This is a genomic window from Staphylococcus sp. EG-SA-14 (assembly GCF_017151935.1).
GTDB classification, from domain to species: domain Bacteria; phylum Bacillota; class Bacilli; order Staphylococcales; family Staphylococcaceae; genus Staphylococcus; species Staphylococcus aureus.
Genome location: NZ_JACVZM010000013.1, coordinates 1 through 21,091, shown reverse-complemented (window position 1 = coordinate 21,091; position 21,091 = coordinate 1). Strand labels below are relative to the sequence as shown.

16 protein-coding genes are annotated in these 21,091 nt (G+C 33.3%); 12 read left to right on the top strand and 4 right to left on the bottom strand.

The annotated features are described in order from the left end of the window. Positions 1–45 precede the first annotated feature (45 nt). On the top strand, positions 46–1,248 hold the full coding sequence (locus IDG63_RS08745; RefSeq protein WP_000040063.1) for an acetate kinase: 1,203 nt from the start codon (positions 46–48) through the stop codon (positions 1,246–1,248). Between the two features lie 245 nt (positions 1,249–1,493). Here IDG63_RS08745 and IDG63_RS08740 read toward each other — a convergent pair whose 3' ends face one another. Beyond that, positions 1,494–1,994 carry a universal stress protein gene (locus tag IDG63_RS08740; RefSeq protein ID WP_000634175.1) on the bottom strand — a complete coding sequence of 167 codons (501 nt, stop codon included), beginning with the start codon at positions 1,992–1,994 and terminating at the stop codon, positions 1,494–1,496. Positions 1,995–2,134: 140 nt separating this feature from the next. Here IDG63_RS08740 and ald point away from each other — a divergent pair, with 140 nt between their 5' ends. Both ald and IDG63_RS08730 read left to right on the top strand, forming a co-directional pair. Then, complete coding sequence (gene ald / locus IDG63_RS08735) at positions 2,135–3,253, top strand: alanine dehydrogenase (RefSeq protein WP_000689998.1); 1,119 nt, start codon at positions 2,135–2,137, stop codon at positions 3,251–3,253. Positions 3,254–3,376: 123 nt separating this feature from the next. Beyond that, complete coding sequence (locus IDG63_RS08730) at positions 3,377–3,490, top strand: hypothetical protein (RefSeq protein WP_031775021.1); 114 nt, start codon at positions 3,377–3,379, stop codon at positions 3,488–3,490. A 78-nt stretch (positions 3,491–3,568) separates the two neighbouring features. Here IDG63_RS08730 and IDG63_RS08725 read toward each other — a convergent pair whose 3' ends face one another. Continuing rightward, complete coding sequence (locus IDG63_RS08725; protein WP_000161676.1) at positions 3,569–4,624, bottom strand: M24 family metallopeptidase; 1,056 nt, start codon at positions 4,622–4,624, stop codon at positions 3,569–3,571. 174 nt (positions 4,625–4,798) lie between these two features. Between IDG63_RS08725 and IDG63_RS08720 the strand changes: the two genes are divergently transcribed. Further along, positions 4,799–5,488, top strand: a complete 690-nt coding sequence (locus IDG63_RS08720) for a metal-dependent hydrolase (protein ID WP_000777188.1) — start codon at positions 4,799–4,801, stop codon at positions 5,486–5,488. A 445-nt stretch (positions 5,489–5,933) separates the two neighbouring features. Here IDG63_RS08720 and IDG63_RS08715 read toward each other — a convergent pair whose 3' ends face one another. Beyond that, on the bottom strand, positions 5,934–6,347 hold the full coding sequence (locus IDG63_RS08715; protein WP_000277602.1) for a universal stress protein: 414 nt from the start codon (positions 6,345–6,347) through the stop codon (positions 5,934–5,936). A gap of 204 nt (positions 6,348–6,551) precedes the next feature. Between IDG63_RS08715 and IDG63_RS08710 the strand changes: the two genes are divergently transcribed. The 8 genes from IDG63_RS08710 (at position 6,552) to pyk (ending at position 19,152) form a co-directional block, all read left to right on the top strand. Beyond that, positions 6,552–7,850, top strand: a complete 1,299-nt coding sequence (locus IDG63_RS08710) for a CBS domain-containing protein (RefSeq protein WP_000160435.1) — start codon at positions 6,552–6,554, stop codon at positions 7,848–7,850. Positions 7,851–8,301: 451 nt separating this feature from the next. Further along, positions 8,302–9,243 (top strand): pApA hydrolase Pde2, encoded by a 942-nt coding sequence (gene pde2, locus IDG63_RS08705; protein ID WP_000626070.1) that lies wholly within the window; start codon positions 8,302–8,304, stop codon positions 9,241–9,243. 20 nt (positions 9,244–9,263) lie between these two features. Further along, the gene (locus IDG63_RS08700) at positions 9,264–12,461 is read left to right on the top strand and encodes a DNA polymerase III subunit alpha (RefSeq protein ID WP_000226923.1); all 3,198 of its coding nucleotides are present in this window, start codon (positions 9,264–9,266) and stop codon (positions 12,459–12,461) included. A 449-nt stretch (positions 12,462–12,910) separates the two neighbouring features. Beyond that, positions 12,911–14,140, top strand: a complete 1,230-nt coding sequence (gene ystJ / locus IDG63_RS08695; protein ID WP_000058385.1) for an NADP-dependent malic enzyme — start codon at positions 12,911–12,913, stop codon at positions 14,138–14,140. A gap of 194 nt (positions 14,141–14,334) precedes the next feature. Beyond that, the gene (gene accD / locus IDG63_RS08690; RefSeq protein WP_000471569.1) at positions 14,335–15,192 is read left to right on the top strand and encodes an acetyl-CoA carboxylase, carboxyltransferase subunit beta; all 858 of its coding nucleotides are present in this window, start codon (positions 14,335–14,337) and stop codon (positions 15,190–15,192) included. Continuing rightward, on the top strand, positions 15,192–16,136 hold the full coding sequence (locus IDG63_RS08685; protein WP_000883645.1) for an acetyl-CoA carboxylase carboxyltransferase subunit alpha: 945 nt from the start codon (positions 15,192–15,194) through the stop codon (positions 16,134–16,136). Before accD ends, IDG63_RS08685 begins: the two co-directional genes overlap by 1 nt. Positions 16,137–16,404: 268 nt before the next feature. Then, entirely contained in the window at positions 16,405–17,373 is a 969-nt protein-coding gene (gene pfkA / locus IDG63_RS08680; protein WP_000717561.1) for a 6-phosphofructokinase, read from the top strand. A 21-nt stretch (positions 17,374–17,394) separates the two neighbouring features. Then, the gene (gene pyk, locus IDG63_RS08675; RefSeq protein ID WP_001232648.1) at positions 17,395–19,152 is read left to right on the top strand and encodes a pyruvate kinase; all 1,758 of its coding nucleotides are present in this window, start codon (positions 17,395–17,397) and stop codon (positions 19,150–19,152) included. Positions 19,153–19,499: 347 nt separating this feature from the next. Here pyk and IDG63_RS08670 read toward each other — a convergent pair whose 3' ends face one another. Beyond that, positions 19,500–20,861 carry an amino acid permease gene (locus tag IDG63_RS08670; RefSeq protein WP_000818526.1) on the bottom strand — a complete coding sequence of 454 codons (1,362 nt, stop codon included), beginning with the start codon at positions 20,859–20,861 and terminating at the stop codon, positions 19,500–19,502. Between the last annotated feature and the right edge of the window lie 230 nt (positions 20,862–21,091).

The window sequence follows — 21,091 nt, the reverse complement described above, 5'->3', positions numbered from 1 at the left end:
AGAAATGAAATAGTATAAAAAGCAAACGATGGAGGATCATTACTTATGTCAAAATTAATCTTGGCTATCAATGCTGGTAGTTCATCATTAAAATTTCAATTAATTAGAATGCCTGAAGAGGAATTAGTAACAAAAGGTTTAATAGAAAGAATCGGATTGAAGGATTCAATTTTTACAATTGAAGTCAACGGGGAAAAAGTTAAAACAGTACAAGATATCAAGGATCACGTTGAGGCAGTTGATATCATGTTGGATGCTTTTAAAGCGCATAATATTATTAATGATATTAACGATATCGATGGAACAGGTCACCGTGTTGTACATGGTGGTGAAAAATTCCCTGAATCAGTAGCTATTACTGATGAGGTTGAAAAGGAAATTGAAGAATTAAGCGAATTAGCACCGCTTCACAACCCAGCTAACTTGATGGGTATTCGTGCTTTCCGTAAATTATTACCAAATATCCCTCATGTGGCAATTTTTGATACAGCATTCCATCAAACAATGCCTGAAAAAGCATATCTATATAGCTTGCCATATCATTATTATAAAGATTATGGCATTCGTAAGTATGGTTTCCATGGTACAAGCCATAAATTTGTATCACAAAGAGCGGCAGAAATGTTAGATAAGCCAATTGAAGATTTACGTATTATTTCATGTCACATTGGTAATGGAGCATCAATTGCAGCTATCGATGGCGGTAAATCTATTGATACATCAATGGGCTTCACACCACTTGCTGGTGTAACAATGGGTACTCGTTCTGGTAATATTGACCCTGCTTTAATTCCATTTATTATGGAAAAAACAGGTAAAACTGCTGAACAAGTATTGGAAATCTTAAACAAAGAATCAGGTTTATTAGGATTATCAGGTACATCTAGTGATTTACGTGACTTATCAGAAGAAGCTGAATCAGGTAAAGCACGTTCACAAATGGCTTTAGATGTATTTGCTTCTAAAATTCACAAATATATTGGATCATATGCTGCGAGAATGCATGGTGTTGATGTTATCGTATTTACAGCAGGTATCGGTGAAAACTCAGTAGAAATTCGTGCGAAAGTTCTTGAAGGCTTAGAATTTATGGGTGTTTACTGGGATCCTAAGAAAAATGAAAACTTACTACGTGGTAAAGAAGGATTTATTAACTATCCTCATTCACCAGTTAAAGTTGTCGTTATTCCAACTGATGAAGAAAGTATGATTGCCCGTGATGTTATGACATTCGGTGGTTTAAAATAATTTTTAAATAAATATTAAGCGTCTATCTCCGCTACAATTATATGTAGGAGGTAGACGCTTTTTGTATTGTTTGAAAATTAACTAGTGTAATGTCTCTTTTCACGAATATCTTAAAGAATTAAGTAGTCGAAGAAGATTATGAAAACATTATTAAGTGAGTTTTATTTATAAACAATAAAAAACCAAGTGCAGAAAGTTGCACTTGGTTCATAATGATCAAGTAGTTATCTAATGATCATCTATATTTAATTTTGATATTTTTCACGTAATTGAGTTGTTGCAACTTGTGGTTGGAAGTCTGCTGGTAACTCTTCAGTACGAACAACTAACACGTCACATGGCGCATGACGAACGATAGATTCTGATACAGAACCAACAATAAATCTTTCCACGGCATTTAAGCCTGATGTACCACTCATAATCAAGTCTGCATTAATTTCATGTGCAAGCTTTTTAGGAATGATAGATTTAGGAGAGCCAAACTCTAGACGCGTTTCTACATCTTTAACACCAGCGTTAGTAGCTACTTCTTTATAACCATTTAATAATTCTTCTGCAAAATGCTTAGATTTTTCAGTAAATTGAGCATCATAAACTTCATAAGAAGAATACGTTCTTGAATCAATTACATTCACAATTGTTAACTTCGCATCGTTACGTTTAGCAACACCAACTGCTCTGTTAAATGCCCATTCCGCTTCATGTGAACCGTCAACTGCGATTAAAATATTTTTGTAAGTAATCATAGTAAGTGCCTCCTTGTTCTTTCTTAATTATATTTTACCACAATTTTCGGAAAAGTCAGTGTAATAACCTTTACAATTTTGTGGATTTTTGATTGCGCTTTCAAAATGTTCGCGTTAAGATGATTATGGAGGTGGATGGTATGAAAATTGGTATACCAAGGGAGATTAAAAATAATGAAAATCGTGTTGGTTTATCACCAAGTGGTGTGCACGCTTTAGTAGAAAGTGGGCATACTGTTTTAGTGGAAACAAATGCGGGTTCAGGATCGTTCTTTGAAGATGTAGATTACAAAGAAGCAGGTGCTGAGATTGTTGCTGAACAAGCAAAAGTTTGGGATGTGGATATGGTTATTAAAGTTAAAGAACCACTTGAATCTGAATATCCATATTTTAAAGAAGGGCTTGTATTATTCACTTATCTTCATTTAGCAAATGAAGAAAAATTAACACAAGCTTTGATAGATAGAAAAGTAATTAGTATTGCATATGAGACTGTGCAGTTACCAGACCGATCTTTACCATTGTTATCACCAATGAGTGAGGTAGCAGGAAGAATGTCAGCTCAAGTTGGCGCAGAGTTCCTACAAAAACTTAATGGTGGTATGGGAATTCTACTAGGTGGTGTCCCAGGAGTACCTAAGGGTAAAGTAACTATTATCGGTGGTGGTCAAGCAGGAACAAATGCAGCTAAAATTGCACTAGGACTAGGTGCAGATGTTACGATTTTAGATGTTAATCCAAAGCGTTTACAACAATTAGATGATTTATTCGGTGGACGTGTACATACAATTATGTCAAATCCGTTGAATATTGAGTTGTATGTTAAACAAAGTGATTTAGTAATAGGTGCAGTTTTAATTCCAGGTGCTAAAGCGCCAAGACTTGTAACAGAAGACATGATTAAACAAATGAAAAATGGGTCAGTTATTATTGACATTGCTATTGATCAAGGCGGTATTTTTGAAACAACTGATAAAATTACGACACATGATGATCCTACATATATTAAGCATGGTGTGGTTCATTATGCAGTTGCAAATATGCCGGGTGCAGTACCGCGTACTTCGACGTTAGCTTTAAATAATGCTACGCTACCTTATGCGCTCATGCTAGCTAATAAAGGGTATAGAGAAGCATTTAAATCAAATCAACCATTATCATTAGGTTTAAATACTTACAAAGGTCACGTAACCAATAAAGGCGTTGCAGAGGCATTTGAAATGGAATATAAATCTGTAGAAGAAGCATTACAATTATAATTTGAATTTAATGAAAAGGGAATGGATTACAGCGTACTAAAGAATGACGTTATCATCTCCTTGGTTATTAAAATTAAATAATGATAAATTAAAGCTAGAAACAATGCAAAGAAATCATCGAACATGAATGATATTGATTTGATTCATTACATGTTACTGATGAACATACCTGCATATGTGTTTCTAGCTTGTTTGTTACATATTGCATTTAGACTTGGACAAAAATTTATGTCCTAGGCGCTACAATGTTATATTGGCAGTGTTTGACTGAATGAGAATGCGCTTGTAACAAGCTTTTCATTTTTATCCCACTCCTTATTTTTCGTAATGTGTTAATACTTCATATCCTTCATTAGTGACAAGTATGTCATCTTCAATTCTTACACCTGCAACACCTGGTACATAAATACCTGGTTCGATTGTAATAACCATGCCAGCTTCTAACAAATTAGAATTAGTACTTGAAACATCTTGATATTCATGTTCTTGTAATCCTAGGCCATGACCTAAGCGATGAGGGAAATATTCACCATAACCTTTTTCTGAAATAATATTTCTAGCGATATGATCGATATCTTTTAAAGGTATTCCAGGTTTAATTGCTTGGATTGCAGATGTTTCTGCTTCTAATACAATATTATAAATTTCTTGTGCTTCTTTGCTAGGTTCACCAAATTTAATGGTACGTGTCATATCGCTACAATAATGCTCATAAATTACACCTAAATCAAATAGTACATATTCATTGCTTTTTAATCTGCGATTTCCTGGTGTGCCATGAGGTGATGCGGCATGATCTCCAAATAAAACCATCGTATCAAAACTCATTTCATTGACGCCATATTGTTTGATAGTTTGCTCAATATGGTTGACTACTTCACGTTCAGTCACACCTTCTTTTAAATAAGAAACACCTATTTCGATACACTTATCTGCTAACTCAGCAGCTTTACGTATTTTGCTAATTTCATCTTCGGATTTAATATTTCTCAATTGTTTGATTGTTAAATCAACATCTCCGAATGAATTGACATTGAAACCAGAGGTTAATTGTTTTTGGCGTGCTACTGTTAAGTGCTCGCTTTCAATTAGTAATTTATTGATTGTTTGAGGATAAAGTGAGAAAGGGTTTTCAGTGTCTAAATATCCAACGATTTCACCTGTGAAAGGTGATGCTTTGACTTCTTCGACTTCCATTTTTGGACAAAATAGTACTTGTTTACCATCTTTCTTAATCAATAATGCAAATAATCTTTCATGGGGTTCGCTACGGTATCCAGTAAAATAATATACATTCAACGGTGTTGTAATCCATGCTGCATCAGCTTGTTGATTGTTCAGTTCGTCTATTATTTTTGATATTTTTGTCATTTTATAAACACTCCTCAACATAATATTACTTCCATTTTATGCCAATTATTATTAGATTTCAAAATCGAGCTAATACATTAACTAGATTTTCAATTTTTAAAATTTGAGAATTTGTTATAATTAAGTGGCAAAAGGGTACTAAATTTATATAGCAATTGATAGGAGGATGCTCAAATGAAGTTATCATTTCATGGTCAATCAACGATTTATTTAGAAGGGAACAACAAAAAGGTTATCGTAGATCCGTTTATTTCAAATAACCCTAAGTGTGATTTGAATATTGAAACAGTGCAGGTAGACTATATCGTTTTAACGCACGGTCATTTTGATCATTTTGGTGATGTTGTGGAACTAGCAAAGAAAACAGGAGCAACAGTAATTGGAAGTGCAGAAATGGCTGACTATCTTTCTTCATATCACGGTGTTGAAAATGTTCATGGTATGAATATTGGTGGTAAAGCAAACTTTGATTTCGGAAGCGTTAAATTTGTTCAAGCATTTCATAGTTCAAGTTTTACACATGAAAATGGTATTCCAGTTTATTTAGGTATGCCAATGGGTATCGTGTTTGAAGTTGAAGGAAAAACAATTTATCATACTGGTGATACAGGTCTGTTTAGTGATATGTCACTTATTGCGAAACGTCATCCAGTTGATGTATGTTTTGTACCAATTGGAGATAATTTTACGATGGGTATTGATGATGCAAGTTATGCTATTAATGAATTTATTAAACCAAAAATTTCTGTACCGATTCATTATGATACATTCCCATTAATCGAACAAGATCCACAACAATTTAAAGATGCTGTTAATGTAGGGGACGTGCAAATTTTAAAACCAGGTGAATCTGTTCAGTTTTAAATAGAATATAGATTTTACACTAAAAAACACCTCGCTAATCTATGTGGAAGTTATCGTCTGCATTTTTTTAGTGGGTGTTTTTATATTCTACTGATATTGTAAGCTGACTTTTTCGTCAGCTTCTATGTTGGGGCCCAGCCCAACTGGCATTGTTTGTAGAAATTGGGGATCCAATTTCTCTATGTTGGGGCCCCACCCCAACTTGCATTGTCTGTAGAATTTCTTTTCGAAATTCTCCATGTTGGGGCCCCATAGTCAACTCCTGCTGGGTTATGATATTGATTATGTTTTTGGTTCAAAATGGTTTTGTTTGATACAAGTTGTTGGTTAGATATTGAATAATATAAAAAATCCAGAACCACAGTCATAATCGTTTCTTGTATTTACTCAGTCGTTTGAGACTGCATCATGATTGAAAGATTATTTGTGATTCTGGATAAAAATTTTATTTAACGATTAATACAGGGATAGTCGCACGTTTTGCTACTTTGTGGCTGACACTTCCAAGTACAAATTTCTTTTTGTCTTCTGCTTTACGGTTACTTAAAACAACAATTTCGTATTTACCGCTATTAGCATGTTTTAATAGTTCTTCTTTTGCATTACCACGAACAATTATTTGGTCATAATCAATACCATAATCTTCTAAAGCTTTGCGTGTTTTTTCCAATCGCTTGCTTCGTTCTTCAGTAAGTTTGTTTAAATGAACACCTGCTTTAATTGATGCTTGAGCATCTTGTTCGCTGATTGCGTTTAAAACTGTTACGACTGTACCTTCGCCAGCTAATTTAGACACTTCTTTTAGTGCTTTTTCATTTTTTAACTGAGTGTCTACACCAAGTAATATATTTTTATACATTAGTACATCCCTCCTCACTTACATTCTAATAAATAATAATGGATTTTTCCATTTAAAATTAAAGATTTTGTGATCTTTGTGTTTGTTGTATATTTTCAAAAAATAAAATAGGTGAAACGATCATTATTTCATTTCACTTCAATGCTTTTTATCCAAAATAAAGTTATAATGTAGTTAATACTGTTCGAAAAGAAGAGGTAAAGAATGACAAAACATGAACAAATTTTAGATTATATTGAATCGTTATCTATAGGCTCTAAAATTTCGGTGCGTAAAATCGCTAAATTTTTAAACGTATCTGAAGGGACAGCATATCGTGCAATTAAAGATGCTGATAAAATGGGCATGGTCGCAACGATAGATCGTGTTGGTACGGTTCGAATCGAAAAACGTAATCGTAATGAAATTGAACATTTAACTTTTAATGAAATTGTCAATATTATTGATGGCCAAGTGTTAGGTGGCAATAAAGGTATCACTAAGATGGTATCTAAATTTGCAATTGGAGCAATGGAACTCAAAGATATTTTAAAATATATTGGTCCAAAGACATTATTGATTGTCGGAAATCGCGAAGATGTGCAGATTGAAGCTTTAAAAAGAGGTACGGCTATATTAATTACTGGTGGATTTAAGCCATCTAATAAAGTTATTAATTTTGCGAATGAACATGATTTACCTGTTCTATCATCAAGTTATGATACATTCCTAGTTGCAAATATTATCAACAAAGCACTTTTTAATCAGAAAATACGAAAAGATATCTTAATAGTTCAAGATATAATGACGCCATTAGATGATTTGTCTGTGCTGTTTGATACGATGAAAATAGCAGATTATAAGCGTATGGCGAATCGAACTGGCCATACAAGATTTCCGGTAGTCAATGAGTCGTATAAATTAGTAGGTATTGTAACAAGTCGAGAGATGATTAATACAAAGGACGACGACGAAATAGATAAAGTGATGACGCGAAATCCTATTTATGTAAATGCTATGAGTACGGTAGCAAGTTGTGCGCATATGATGATTTGGGAAGGTATTGAATTGATTCCTGTCGTTTCGAGTAATAAAAAGACAGTGGGTGTGATTAATAGACAAGATGTTTTAAAGTCTATGCAACTTTTAGGAAGACAGCCTCAGATGGGTGAAACAATTAACGATCAAATCGCCAAATATATAACAATGAATCAAGATGGAATTACAGTAGAAGTTTCACCACTTTTAATCAATCATTACGGAACAGTAAGTAAAGCGGCATTTGTAAGTATTATAGAAGAAACAATACAATATGAAATGCGTAAATTTAAAAAAGGTAATGTCATGATAGAGAACTTAAATATCGTGTATATTAAAACAGTACCTATTGAATCACATATAACAGTGCGCTTTGGCATACTAGACGTCGGAAGAAACTTCGCCAAAATAGAAGTGAACATGCATAGTCAAAACGACAAAGTAGCGAGCGCTCTCGTGATATGCCAAATGTTTGACGAAGTATAGGAACTTAGCAGAGAAAATAGGCATAAGATAGATTTCGCACAAACGTTGGAGCCCAACTTGCACATTATAGTAAGCTGACATTACGTCACATTCTATGTTGGGCCCCACCCCAACTTGCATGGTCTGTAGAATTTCTTTTCGAAATTCTCTGTGTTGGGGCCCCACCCCAACTTGCATTGTTTGTAGAAATTGGGGGTCCAATTTCTCTATGTTGTGGCCCCTGAATTAAATAAAGCTTGTTATTTGTGCATTTTTATTTGGTCAACTGTTGCTAGTATAATATTGCTTGATGTCCTATAATCGTTATGAACTAAATAGTATGAAAAAATATATCTAAATAATTAAAACGGGCAAATAGTTTAATATGGTAGTAACAATTTTTATGATTTAGATATTTTGATATAGACTAATGCTTAAATTAAGCAACTTTTCTAAAAAAGGGAGTATGAAAATGATTAGTACTTTGAATGAAATTATGAAATGTATCGAAGACAACGATACAATTATTATACACAGACATGTTAGACCAGATCCTGATGCATATGGTTCACAACTTGGTTTAAAATACTATATTCAGCAGAAATTTCCGCAAAAGCAAGTATTTGCAGTGGGTGAAGCGGAATCATCATTAAGTTTTATTGGAGAGTTAGATAACATTGATGATAAAACATATCAAGATGCGCTTGTAATTGTATGTGATACTGCCAATGCTCCACGAATTGACGATGAACGTTATAGTACAGGTCGTAAACTTATTAAAATAGATCATCATCCTGCAGTTGATCAGTATGGTGATATTAATTTAGTTAATACGAACGCGTCATCTACAAGTGAAATCATTTACGATTTAATCTCACATTTTAATGATGAAGCAATTGTTAATAAAGATATCGCGAGTGTTTTATATCTTGGTATCGTCGGTGATACTGGGCGATTCCTTTTTAACAATACCTCAGAACATACTATGGAAATTGCTGGAAAGTTAATTGGGCATGATATTGATCATAATGCGCTTTTAAATAAAATGATGGAGAAGGATCCAAAAATGTTGCCGTTTCAAGGTTATGTTTTACAACATTTCGAACTTATGGATGATGGATTCTGCCAAGTTAAAATAACTGAAGATGTATTGGAGCAATTCGGTATTCATCCAAATGAAGCATCTCAGTTTGTTAATACAATTGCTGACATCAAAGGTTTGAAAATATGGGTGTTTGCAGTTGATGAGGGTAGTGAAATAAGATGTCGCTTACGCTCTAAAGGGCAATTGATTATTAATGATATTGCGCAAGATTTTGGTGGCGGTGGTCATCCGAATGCGTCAGGAGTTTCAGTGGACAGCTGGGATGAATTTGAGCAACTTGCTACAGCTTTACGCACAAAACTAAACTAATAGAAAGGAGCCATTCAATCATGGTGGCATATTTAAATATTCATACGGCTTATGATTTGTTAAATTCAAGCTTAAAAATAGAAGATGCCGTAAGACTTGCTGTGTCTGAAAATGTTGATGCACTTGCCATAACTGACACCAATGTATTGTATGGTTTTCCTAAATTTTATGATGCATGTATAGCAAATAACATTAAACCGATTTTTGGTATGACAATATATGTGACAAATGGATTAAATACAGTCGAAACAGTTGTTCTAGTTAAGAATAATGATGGATTAAAAGATTTGTATCAACTATCATCGGAAATAAAAATGAATGCATTAGAACATGTGTCGTTTGAATTATTAAAACGATTTTCTAACAATATGATTATCATTTTTAAAAAAGTCGGTGATCAACATCGTGATATTGTACAAGTGTTTGAAACCCATAATGACATATATATGGACCACCTTAGTATTTCGATTCAAGGTAGAAAACATGTTTGGATTCAAGATGTATGTTACCAAACACGTCAAGATGCCGATACGATTTCTGCATTAGCAGCTATTAGAGACAATACAAAATTAGACTTAATTCATGATCAAGAAGATTTTGGTGCACATTTTTTAACTGAAAAGGAAATTAAACAATTAGATATTAACCAAGAATATTTAACGCAGGTTGATGTTATAGCTCAAAAGTGTAATGCAGAATTAAAATATCATCAATCTCTACTTCCTCAATATGAGACTCCTAATGATGAATCAGCTAAAAAATATTTGTGGCGTGTCTTAGTTACACAATTAAAAAAATTAGAACTTAATTATGACGTCTATTTAGAGCGATTGAAATATGAGTATAAAGTTATTACTAATATGGGTTTTGAAGATTATTTCTTAATAGTAAGTGATTTAATCCATTATGCGAAAACGAATGATGTGATGGTAGGTCCTGGTCGTGGTTCTTCAGCTGGCTCACTGGTCAGTTATTTATTGGGAATTACAACGATTGATCCTATTAAATTCAATCTATTATTTGAACGTTTTTTAAACCCAGAACGTGTAACAATGCCTGATATTGATATTGACTTTGAAGATACACGCCGAGAAAGGGTCATTCAGTACGTCCAAGAAAAATATGGCGAGCTACATGTATCTGGAATTGTGACTTTCGGTCATCTGCTTGCAAGAGCAGTTGCTAGAGATGTTGGAAGAATTATGGGGTTTGATGAAGTTACATTAAATGAAATTTCAAGTTTAATCCCACATAAATTAGGAATTACACTTGATGAAGCATATCAAATTGACGATTTTAAAAAGTTTGTACATCGAAACCATCGACATGAACGCTGGTTCAGTATTTGTAAAAAGTTAGAAGGTTTACCAAGACATACATCTACACATGCGGCAGGAATTATTATTAATGACCATCCATTATATGAATATGCCCCTTTAACGAAAGGGGATACAGGATTATTAACGCAATGGACAATGACTGAAGCCGAACGTATTGGGTTATTAAAAATAGATTTTCTAGGGTTGAGAAACTTATCGATTATTCATCAAATCTTAACACAAGTCAAAAAAGATTTAGGTATTAATATTGATATCGAAAAGATTCCGTTTGATGATCAAAAAGTGTTTGAATTGTTGTCGCAAGGAGATACGACTGGCATATTCCAATTAGAGTCTGACGGTGTAAGAAGTGTATTAAAAAAATTAAAGCCGGAACACTTTGAAGATATTGTTGCTGTAACTTCTTTGTATAGACCAGGTCCAATGGAAGAAATTCCAACTTACATTACAAGAAGACATGATCCAAGCAAAGTTCAATATTTACATCCGCATTTAGAACCGATATTAAAAAATACTTACGGTGTTATTATTTATCAAGAGCAAATTATGCAAATAGCGAGCACATTTGCAAACTTCAGTTATGGTGAAGCGGATATTTTAAGAAGAGCAATGAGTAAAAAAAATAGAGCTGTTCTTGAAAGTGAGCGTCAACATTTTATAGAAGGTGCAAAGCAAAATGGTTATCACGAAGACATTAGTAAGCAAATATTTGATTTGATTCTGAAATTTGCTGATTATGGTTTTCCTAGAGCACATGCTGTCAGCTATTCTAAAATTGCATACATTATGAGCTTTTTAAAAGTCCATTATCCAAATTATTTTTACGCAAATATTTTAAGTAATGTTATTGGAAGTGAGAAGAAAACTGCTCAAATGATAGAAGAAGCAAAAAAACAAGGTATCACTATATTGCCACCGAACATTAACGAAAGTCATTGGTTTTATAAACCTTCCCAAGAAGGCATTTATTTATCAATTGGTACAATTAAAGGTGTTGGTTATCAAAGTGTGAAAGTGATTGTTGATGAACGTTATCAGAACGGCAAATATAAAGATTTCTTTGATTTTGCTAGACGTATACCGAAGAGAGTCAAAACGAGAAAGTTACTTGAAGCACTAATTTTAGTGGGAGCGTTTGATGCTTTTGGTAAAACACGTTCAACGTTGTTGCAAGCTATTGATCAAGTGTTGGATGGCGATTTAAACATTGAACAAGATGGTTTTTTATTTGATATTTTAACGCCAAAACAGATGTATGAAGATAAAGAAGAATTGCCTGATGCACTTATTAGTCAGTACGAAAAAGAATATTTAGGATTTTATGTTTCGCAACACCCAGTAGATAAAAAGTTTGTTGCCAAACAATATTTAACGATATTTAAATTGAGTAACGCGCAGAATAATAAACCTATATTAGTACAGTTTGATAAAGTTAAACAAATTCGAACTAAAAATGGTCAAAATATGGCATTCGTCATATTAAATGATGGCATTGAAACTTTAGATGGTGTGATTTTCCCTAATCAGTTTAAAAAGTACGAAGAGTTGTTATCACATAATGACTTGTTTATAGTTAGCGGGAAATTTGACCATAGAAAGCAACAACGGCAACTAATTATAAATGAGATTCAAACATTAGCCACTTTTGAAGAACAAAAATTAGCATTTGCCAAACAAATTATAATTAGAAATAAATCACAAATAGATATGTTTGAAGAGATGATTAAAGCTACGAAAGAGAATGCTAATGATGTTATGTTATCCTTTTATGATGAAACGATTAAACAAATGACTACTATAGGCTATATTAATCAAAAAGATAGTATGTTTAATAATTTTATACAATCCTTTAACCCTAGTGATATTAGGCTTATATAACTTTTATCAACTAATAAATTATGATATAGTAAACTGATGGTTAGATATTTTTTAACCATCAGTTTGCGTTTATATTAGTTTTTTATGCTTATTATTTTTATGAGTTTCACTTTACATTATTGATTAATCCATAAGAATAATTAGCACAAAAAGCAGTATACATAAATTGAGTAAAGAATTTTGTCGATATATCGTGCGGAAAAATAATAACTTTTTGATATATTGGTTTTTGCTATCCATTATAATAATTAAAGGTATATCTTTAGATAGTATGGTTTAATGTATCTTTATAAATATTATTTTATTATCGTTTATCGCTATTTGTGTTACATAATCAAAACCATAAATTCTTACTCATTCAGATTTACCCAATATTTTTACTTTTATAATGTAATGCGTTTTATCCAAGTTATTTTTTAAAAATAAATATTGAATTAGGGGCTGATTTCATGTCATTAAGAGATGAAGCATTGGAAATGCACAAACGTAATCAAGGTAAATTAGAAGTTAAACCAAATGTAAAAGTTACTAATAAAGAGGAATTAAGTTTAGCATACTCACCTGGCGTTGCTGAACCGTGTAAAGATATTTATGAAGATAAAAGAAAAGTATATGATTACACAATTAAAGGAAATACAGTTGCAGTTATTACTGATGGAACAGCGGTATTAGGTTTAGGTAACATTGGACCTGAAGCAAGTATTCCTGTAATGGAAGGTAAAGCAGTATTATTCAAAAGCTTCGCTGGTATCAATGGGGTGCCTATTGCGTTAAATACAACTGATACCGAAGAAATCATTAAAACAGTTAAGTTGTTAGAACCTAATTATGGTGGTATTAATTTAGAGGATATTTCGGCACCACGTTGTTTTGAAATTGAAGAACGATTGAAAAAAGAAACTAATATTCCGGTATTCCATGACGATCAACATGGTACAGCAATTGTAACAATGGCAGGTTTGGTAAATGCATTGAGAGTTATTAACAAAGATATTGCTAAAATAAAAGTTGTACTAAATGGTGCTGGTGCAGCAGGAATAGCCATTGTTAAATTACTATACGCGTATGGTGTAAGAAATATGGTTATGTGTGACTCAAGAGGCGCAATTTTTGAAGGACGTTCATATGGTATGAATCCTACGAAAGATGTTGTAGCTAAATGGACAAATAAAGATAAGATTGAAGGGTCTTTAGAAGAAGTCGTAAAAGACGCAGATGTATTTATCGGAGTTTCTGTAGCTAATGCGCTGTCACAAGATATGGTTAAGAGTATGGCAGATAATCCAATTATATTTGCAATGGCTAATCCAAATCCTGAAATAATACCTGATGATGCCAAAGCGGCAGGTGCACGAGTTGTTGGTACAGGACGTTCAGACTATCCTAACCAAATTAATAATGTATTAGCTTTCCCTGGTATTTTTAGAGGTGCATTAGAGGTTGAAGCTACACATATAAATGAAGAAATGAAAAAGGCAGCTGTAGAAGCGATTGCTGATTTAATCGATAGTTCTGAATTAAATGAAGACTACTGTATCCCAGGACCGTTTGATAAACGTGTAGCGCCATCAGTTGCTCGTAATGTTGCTAAAGCGGCAATGGAATCTGGAGTAGCTAGGATTGAAGTTGATCCGCAAGATGTGTATGATAAAACAATGAAACTTACAGATTTACAATAAAAATAATTAACGTTTAATTAAATTGCTTAAAAGTTAGCAATAAAGAGTCATTAAAATGATGAAAATGAAAGTTTATGATAAACATTCAACAGTCAAACGAATATAAATCAAATAAATTTAAACCCGTTTTTAACTGGTCAAGTTCAGTTTAAGGCTCTAAATGGTTAGAACAGAGGTTATTTGGAGGTTTTCCTATGTTTAAAGATTTTTTTAATCGAACAAAGAAAAAGAAATATCTTACAGTACAAGACTCTAAAAATAATGATGTGCCTGCAGGTATTATGACTAAGTGTCCAAAGTGTAAGAAAATTATGTACACAAAAGAATTAGCTGAAAATTTAAATGTGTGCTTTAATTGTGATCATCATATTGCTTTAACTGCGTATAAACGTATAGAAGCAATTTCTGATGAAGGATCATTTACAGAATTCGATAAGGGAATGACCTCTGCGAATCCATTAGATTTTCCAAGTTATTTAGAAAAAATTGAAAAGGACCAACAAAAGACAGGTCTTAAAGAAGCAGTTGTGACTGGTACAGCGCAACTAGATGGTATGAAATTTGGCGTTGCTGTCATGGATTCACGTTTTAGAATGGGAAGTATGGGATCGGTTATCGGTGAAAAGATATGTCGCATCATTGATTACTGCACTGAGAACCGTTTACCATTTATTCTTTTCTCTGCAAGTGGTGGTGCACGTATGCAAGAAGGTATTATTTCCTTGATGCAAATGGGTAAAACCAGTGTATCTTTAGAACGTCATTCTGACGCTGGACTATTATATATATCATATTTAACACATCCAACTACTGGTGGTGTATCTGCAAGTTTTGCATCAGTTGGTGATATAAATTTAAGTGAGCCAAAAGCGTTGATAGGTTTTGCAGGTCGTCGAGTTATTGAACAGACAATAAACGAAAAATTGCCAGATGATTTCCAAACTGCAGAATTTTTATTAGAGCATGGACAATTGGATAAAGTTGTACATCGTAATGATATGCGTCAAACATTGTCTGAAATTCTAAAAATCCATCAAGAGGTGACTAAATAATGTTAGATTTTGAAAAACCACTTTTTGAAATTCGAAATAAAATTGAATCTTTAAAAGAATCTCAAGATAAAAATGATGTGGATTTACAAGAAGAAATTGACATGCTTGAAGCGTCATTGGAACGAGAAACTAAAAAAATATATACAAATCTAAAACCATGGGATCGTGTGCAAATTGCGCGTTTGCAAGAAAGACCTACGACCCTAGATTATATTCCATATATCTTTGATTCGTTTATGGAACTACATGGTGATCGTAATTTTAGAGATGATCCAGCAATGATTGGTGGTATTGGCTTTTTAAATGGTCGTGCTGTTACAGTTATTGGACAACAACGTGGAAAAGATACAAAAGATAATATTTATCGAAATTTTGGTATGGCGCATCCAGAAGGTTATCGAAAAGCATTACGTTTAATGAAACAAGCTGAAAAATTCAATCGTCCTATCTTTACATTTATAGATACAAAAGGTGCATATCCTGGTAAAGCTGCTGAAGAACGTGGACAAAGTGAATCTATCGCAACAAATTTGATTGAGATGGCTTCATTAAAAGTACCAGTTATTGCGATTGTCATTGGTGAAGGTGGCAGTGGAGGTGCTCTAGGTATTGGTATTGCCAATAAAGTATTGATGTTAGAGAATAGTACTTACTCTGTTATATCTCCTGAAGGTGCAGCGGCATTATTATGGAAAGACAGTAATTTGGCTAAAATTGCAGCTGAAACAATGAAAATTACTGCCCATGATATTAAGCAATTAGGTATTATAGATGATGTCATTTCTGAACCACTTGGCGGTGCACATAAAGATATTGAACAGCAAGCTTTAGCTATTAAATCAGCGTTTGTTGCACAGTTAGATTCACTTGAGTCATTATCACGTGATGAAATTGCTAATGATCGCTTTGAAAAATTCAGAAATATCGGTTCTTATATAGAATAATCAACTTGAGCATTTTTATGTTAAATCGATACTGGGTTTTACCATAAATTGAAGTACATTAAAACAATAATTTAATATTTAGATACTGAATTTTAACTAAGATTAGTAGTCAAAATTGTGGCTACTAATCTTTTTTTAATTAAGTTAAAATAAAATTCAATATTTAAAACGTTTACATCAATTCAATACATTAGTTTTGATGGAATGACATATCAATTTGTGGTAATTTAGAGTTAAAGATAAATCAGTTATAGAAAGGTATGTCGTCATGAAGAAAATTGCAGTTTTAACTAGTGGTGGAGATTCACCTGGAATGAATGCTGCCGTAAGAGCAGTTGTTCGTACAGCAATTTACAATGAAATTGAAGTTTATGGTGTGTATCATGGTTACCAAGGATTGTTAAATGATGATATTCATAAACTTGAATTAGGATCAGTTGGGGATACGATTCAGCGTGGAGGTACATTCTTGTATTCAGCAAGATGTCCAGAGTTTAAGGAGCAAGAAGTACGTAAAGTTGCAATCGAAAACTTACGTAAAAGAGGGATTGAGGGCCTTGTAGTTATTGGTGGTGACGGTAGTTATCGCGGTGCACAACGCATCAGTGAGGAATGTAAAGAAATTCAAACTATCGGTATTCCTGGTACGATTGACAATGATATCAATGGTACTGATTTTACAATTGGATTTGACACAGCATTAAATACGATTATTGGCTTAGTCGACAAAATTAGAGATACTGCGTCAAGTCACGCACGAACATTTATCATTGAAGCAATGGGCCGTGATTGTGGAGATCTAGCATTATGGGCTGGATTATCAGTTGGTGCTGAGACAATTGTAGTTCCAGAAGTGAAAACAGATATTAAAGAAATAGCTGATAAAATTGAACAAGGTATTAAACGTGGTAAGAAACACTCAATCGTTCTTGTAGCAGAAGGTTGCATGACTGCGCAAGATTGTCAAAAAGAATTATCACAATACATCAATGTTGATAATAGAGTGTCTGTGTTAGGTCACGTTCAACGTGGTGGTAGCCCAACAGGTGCGGATAGAGTTTTAGCATCACGTTTAGGTGGATATGCGGTAGACTTATTAATGCAAGGTGAAACAGCTAAGGGTGTTGGAATTAAGAACAATAAAATTGTAGCAACATCTTTTGATGAAATTTTTGATGGTAAAGATCATAAATTTGATTATAGTCTATATGAACTTGCTAACAAGTTATCTATATAAGATTTCAGGAGGAATTATAAAATGAGAAAAACTAAAATTGTATGTACAATTGGACCAGCTTCAGAATCAGAAGAAATGATTGAGAAATTAATCAATGCTGGTATGAACGTTGCACGATTAAACTTTTCACATGGTAGTCATGAAGAGCATAAAGGTAGAATTGATACAATTCGTAAAGTAGCTAAAAGATTAGACAAAATTGTAGCAATTTTATTAGATACGAAAGGTCCAGAAATTCGTACGCATAATATGAAAGACGGTATCATTGAACTTGAACGTGGTAACGAAGTTATTGTTAGCATGAATGAAGTTGAAGGTACGCCTGAAAAGTTCTCAGTAACATATGAAAACTTAATTAACGATGTTCAAGTAGGTTCATACATTTTACTTGATGATGGGTTAATTGAATTACAAGTTAAAGATATTGACCATGCTAAAAAAGAAGTTAAATGTGATATTTTAAACTCTGGTGAGCTTAAAAACAAAAAAGGTGTTAACTTACCTGGCGTAAGAGTAAGTTTACCTGGTATTACAGAAAAAGATGCTGAAGATATCCGTTTCGGTATTAAAGAAAATGTTGACTTCATTGCAGCAAGTTTCGTACGTCGTCCTAGTGATGTTTTAGAAATTCGTGAAATTTTAGAAGAACAAAAAGCTAACATTTCAGTATTCCCTAAAATTGAAAACCAAGAAGGTATTGATAATATTGCGGAAATTCTTGAAGTGTCTGATGGTTTAATGGTTGCACGTGGTGACATGGGTGTTGAAATTCCACCTGAAAAAGTACCAATGGTTCAAAAAGATTTAATCAGACAATGTAACAAATTAGGTAAACCAGTTATTACAGCTACACAAATGTTAGATTCTATGCAACGTAACCCACGTGCTACACGTGCAGAAGCTAGTGACGTTGCCAACGCAATCTATGATGGTACAGATGCAGTAATGTTATCTGGTGAAACTGCTGCTGGTTTATATCCTGAAGAAGCTGTTAAAACAATGAGAAATATTGCTGTATCAGCTGAAGCAGCCCAAGATTACAAAAAGTTATTGTCAGATCGTACTAAATTAGTTGAAACTTCATTAGTGAATGCTATCGGTATTTCGGTTGCACATACAGCTTTAAACTTAAATGTTAAAGCAATTGTAGCTGCTACTGAAAGTGGTTCAACGGCACGTACTATCTCTAAATATCGTCCACATTCAGACATTATTGCGGTGACTCCAAGTGAAGAAACTGCACGTCAATGTTCAATTGTTTGGGGAGTTCAACCTGTAGTTAAAAAAGGACGTAAGAGTACAGATGCATTGTTAAACAATGCAGTTGCAACAGCTGTTGAAACTGGTAGAGTATCTAATGGTGATTTAATCATTATTACTGCTGGTGTACCAACTGGTGAAACTGGAACTACTAATATGATGAAAATCCACCTAGTTGGTGACGAAATTGCTAATGGTCAAGGTATTGGACGTGGATCAGTTGTTGGTACTACGTTAGTTGCTGAAACTGTTAAAGATTTAGAAGGTAAAGATTTATCTGACAAAGTTATCGTTACTAACTCAATCGATGAAACGTTTGTACCTTATGTAGAAAAAGCTTTAGGCTTAATTACAGAAGAAAATGGTATTACATCACCAAGTGCAATTGTTGGTTTAGAAAAAGGTATTCCAACAGTTGTAGGTGTAGAAAAAGCTGTTAAAAACATAAGCAATAACATGTTAGTTACGATTGATGCTGCTCAAGGTAAAATCTTTGAAGGATATGCAAACGTACTATAATTTATAAAAAAACGTCTTTCCATTTATCAACAATGGAAAGGCGTTTTTTGGTTCATCTGGTATTTTATGACGTAATTAATAGGTTATTTGATAATGATAGTGTATGAATGGCAATCTATATAAATGTTTATATCTTTTATACATGTACATTATCACCTTCAAACTTTCACTCATATTACTTTGGAAATTTATTATAAAATAGAAGTATGGATGTATCTCTGAAATGATACATTATTAAATAGATGAGAAAGTAAAAGTATTGAGCCAAGTACGCAATTTAATATTATAAGTTGCATATAAAAACCCCTGTTGAACTTTAGTATATTCAACAGGGGTAAAACTTGTTGTTATTTATTTGATTTAACAGCGATACGTTTATATCTTAAGTACATAAATGCTAAAAGTATAAACCAAATCGGAATAAAATAAATTGCACGTCTTGTATCAACATTAATAAATAATAACCCGAACACAAAAATGAAGAATACAAATATTAAGTAGCCCATATATTTACCACCTAATAGTTTGTACGTAGCATTTTTATGTAGATCTGGGTTTTTACGACTATAATTGATATATGCAATGATAATCAGACCCCATACAACTAAAAATAACACTGTAGAGATGGTAGTCACATACGTAAATACTTTTGTCGCATCTGGGAAAATATAGTTTAGTAATGCTGCCACAAGTAATAATGCTGATGAAGCAAAGATTGCAACATGTGGAACGCCATATTTATTCGTCTTAGAAAAGTTCGGAGGTGCTTGTTGTTGACTTGATAAACCGAAAAGCATACGGCTATTTGAGAATATACCACTGTTACATGATGAAGCAGCAGCGGTTAATACTACAAAATTAATCAAGCCCGCAGCAAACGGAATTCCGATCAATGCGAATAATTTTACGAATGGACTGTTATCAGGATCAACTTGCTGCCAAGGGATAATAGACATGATAACCGCTAACGCACCAACGTAAAATATTAAAATTCTAATGGGTACACTGTTAATTGCTTTTGGAATTGTTTTAACTGGATCTTTTGTTTCCCCAGCTGTAACACCAATCATTTCAATTCCTACAAATGAGAATAATGCCATTTGGAAAGACATAAAGAATCCAGAAGCACCTTTAGCGAATATGCCGTGTTCATATAAATTTGTGAAACTGGCATGCCCGAATTGAGTTTTAAATGCAAATAGAATCATGACGAAACCAACTACTATTAAACCAATAATTGTCGCTATTTTAATGATAGAGAACCAAAATTCTAATTCTCCGAAAAGTCTTGCGCTAAGTAGGTTGAATGACATTAATAACAGTACACAAAATAGTGCACTTATCCAGTTTGGAATTTCTGGGAACCAAAAGCTAACATATTTTGCCACAGCCGTTACTTCAGCCATACCTGTAATAATCCAACAGAACCAGTATGTCCATCCGGTAACAAATCCTGCAAAAGGCCCAATATATGTATTGGTTACATCTGCGAAAGATTTAAATTCAGTATTCTGTATAATGATTTCTCCTAAACCTCGCATAAACATAAATAACATAAATCCTATAATGATGTATGTTAATAGAATTGAAGGGCCGGTTAATGCAATCGTTTGACCAGCACCTAAGAATAAGCCTGTACCAATTGCACCGCCAATTGCAATTAATTGTATGTGGCGATTGCTCAGTTCCCTTTGTAATTTTTCAGCCATAATACATCTCCCTTAAATATAGATATGTTTATTATGCACTTATATTGAGATATATACAATTATTTTCGGTAAAAATGTGTAAAATTCCATGTTAATATACTTTGAGGCTGGGACATAAATCCCTAAAAAAACAGCAGTAAGATAATTTTCAATTAGAAAATATCTTACTGCTGTTCTCTATTTATACAATACTTCGTATTGAATGGCTTCGCTTTCCTAGGGTGCCGTCT

Excerpts from the sequence above, each read along its gene's own strand:
- IDG63_RS08745 (WP_000040063.1), top strand. The coding sequence starts at position 46 with ATGTCAAAATTAATCTTGGCTATCAATGCTGGTAGTTCATCATTAAAA.
- IDG63_RS08740 (WP_000634175.1), bottom strand. The coding sequence starts at position 1,994 with ATGATTACTTACAAAAATATTTTAATCGCAGTTGACGGTTCACATGAA.
- ald (WP_000689998.1), top strand. The coding sequence starts at position 2,135 with ATGAAAATTGGTATACCAAGGGAGATTAAAAATAATGAAAATCGTGTT.
- IDG63_RS08730 (WP_031775021.1), top strand. The coding sequence starts at position 3,377 with ATGAATGATATTGATTTGATTCATTACATGTTACTGATGAACATACCT.
- IDG63_RS08725 (WP_000161676.1), bottom strand. The coding sequence starts at position 4,624 with ATGACAAAAATATCAAAAATAATAGACGAACTGAACAATCAACAAGCT.
- IDG63_RS08720 (WP_000777188.1), top strand. The coding sequence starts at position 4,799 with ATGAAGTTATCATTTCATGGTCAATCAACGATTTATTTAGAAGGGAAC.
- IDG63_RS08715 (WP_000277602.1), bottom strand. The coding sequence starts at position 6,347 with ATGTATAAAAATATATTACTTGGTGTAGACACTCAGTTAAAAAATGAA.
- IDG63_RS08710 (WP_000160435.1), top strand. The coding sequence starts at position 6,552 with ATGACAAAACATGAACAAATTTTAGATTATATTGAATCGTTATCTATA.
- pde2 (WP_000626070.1), top strand. The coding sequence starts at position 8,302 with ATGATTAGTACTTTGAATGAAATTATGAAATGTATCGAAGACAACGAT.
- IDG63_RS08700 (WP_000226923.1), top strand. The coding sequence starts at position 9,264 with ATGGTGGCATATTTAAATATTCATACGGCTTATGATTTGTTAAATTCA.
- ystJ (WP_000058385.1), top strand. The coding sequence starts at position 12,911 with ATGTCATTAAGAGATGAAGCATTGGAAATGCACAAACGTAATCAAGGT.
- accD (WP_000471569.1), top strand. The coding sequence starts at position 14,335 with ATGTTTAAAGATTTTTTTAATCGAACAAAGAAAAAGAAATATCTTACA.
- IDG63_RS08685 (WP_000883645.1), top strand. The coding sequence starts at position 15,192 with ATGTTAGATTTTGAAAAACCACTTTTTGAAATTCGAAATAAAATTGAA.
- pfkA (WP_000717561.1), top strand. The coding sequence starts at position 16,405 with ATGAAGAAAATTGCAGTTTTAACTAGTGGTGGAGATTCACCTGGAATG.
- pyk (WP_001232648.1), top strand. The coding sequence starts at position 17,395 with ATGAGAAAAACTAAAATTGTATGTACAATTGGACCAGCTTCAGAATCA.
- IDG63_RS08670 (WP_000818526.1), bottom strand. The coding sequence starts at position 20,861 with ATGGCTGAAAAATTACAAAGGGAACTGAGCAATCGCCACATACAATTA.